Origin of the sequence: Arsenophonus nasoniae DSM 15247, assembly GCF_000429565.1 — a bacterium.
In the GTDB taxonomy this organism is placed as follows: Bacteria; Pseudomonadota; Gammaproteobacteria; order Enterobacterales; family Enterobacteriaceae; genus Arsenophonus; species Arsenophonus nasoniae.
This window is the reverse complement of record NZ_AUCC01000238.1, coordinates 1-1,380: the sequence shown is the minus strand read 5'-3', so window position 1 is coordinate 1,380 and position 1,380 is coordinate 1. Positions and strand designations below refer to the sequence as shown.

2 protein-coding genes are annotated in these 1,380 nt (G+C 44.6%); both read left to right on the top strand.

Translation table 11 applies throughout. From position 1 onward, the window contains the following. Positions 1–168: 168 nt before the first annotated feature. Positions 169–1,104 carry an Rpn family recombination-promoting nuclease/putative transposase gene (locus G468_RS0117915; protein WP_026824139.1) on the top strand — a complete coding sequence of 312 codons (936 nt, stop codon included), beginning with the start codon at positions 169–171 and terminating at the stop codon, positions 1,102–1,104. 3 nt (positions 1,105–1,107) lie between these two features. Further along, positions 1,108–1,293 (top strand): DNA-3-methyladenine glycosylase, encoded by a 186-nt coding sequence (locus G468_RS0117910; protein WP_026824138.1) that lies wholly within the window; start codon positions 1,108–1,110, stop codon positions 1,291–1,293. Positions 1,294–1,380 lie beyond the last annotated feature (87 nt).

Below are 1,380 nucleotides of genomic sequence, written 5' to 3'. Positions count from 1 at the left end.
AAATTACCTTTTATTTAATTATCTAATGATGTTAATTAAAACCGGTAATTTTCTTTTTTAAATCAGAATTGTCAGATTAAGTTAAGACTAATACAGATCAAAATTGGTGGCCTCAAATTTTGATGTGAGAGGATGGCGAGGCTTATCCTTCACGGGTATACTGCATTGATGAAAAAGACACTTTCCCACCATGACAGTCTGTTTAAAAAATTCCTTGGTGATATCACCATCGCAAGGGATTTTCTGCAAATTCATTTACCGGAAAACCTTCGTAAATTGTGTGATTTTAGTACGTTAGCGATGGAGTCCGGCAGTTTTATTGAGCCAGACCTGCGTAGCCAGTGCTCGGATATGCTTTATTCGATGAAGACCACCGCGGGTCATGATAGTTACGTCTATTGCGTCATCGAACATCAGAGCAGACCTGAAAAACTGATGGCGTTCAGGTTGCTAAGATATGCGGTTGCCGCCATGCAACGGCATCTTGAGCAGGGCAATGACACCTTGCCGGTGGTGATCCCGATGCTGTTTTATCAAGGTAAAACTTCGCCGTATCCCTACAGTACCCATTGGTTTGACTGTTTTGCTGATCCGGAACTGGCAAAGTCTGTTTATATGCAGGCATTTCCACTGGTTGACGTTACGGCCATCCCGGACGAGGAGATTGTCACACATCGGCACGTGGCCCTGATGGAGCTGGTGATGAAGCATATTCACACCCGCGATATGCTAGAGTTAAGTCAGGAGATAGCGTCCTTGCTCAATCAGTGGGTATTGCAGCCTGAGCTATTCCGAGGATTAATATGTTATATTGTAGAACGAGGAAATACTTCTGATGCAAAGCAATTTTTGCATCAGATTGCGGAGAAAGCAACTGATTATCGGGAGGTGGTGATGACTATTGCAGAGCAGCTACGGCAAGAAGGCGAGAAACAAGGTATAGAAAAAGGCATTCATCTTGGTGAACAGCGGGGCATAGAAAAAGGTAGGCAAGAATCCGCCATAACCATAGCTCGCCAGCTTTTAGCCAACGGCGTTGATCGGGCGATTGTCAAGATGTCAACGGGGCGGTCTGATGCTGAGATTAATGCGCTGATGGATTAACCTGTGTCGAGTAATACTATTTTGCCTCGTTCATTTTATGAACGTGATACGCTTTGTGTGGCAAAGGATTTGTTGGGAAAAGTTTTAAAATTTGCTGACTATTATGGTGTTATCAACGAAGTGGAAGCCTATATAGGGCAGGATGATCCGGCCTGTCATGCCGCGCGAGGTTGTACGCCACGAACATAAGCACGCCTTTGGCGTGAGCATCGCGGCAAAGGCGCTCTATTTCTAGGCAATTCCCTTCTCGTCTTTTATACTCTGCTCTATGTACAT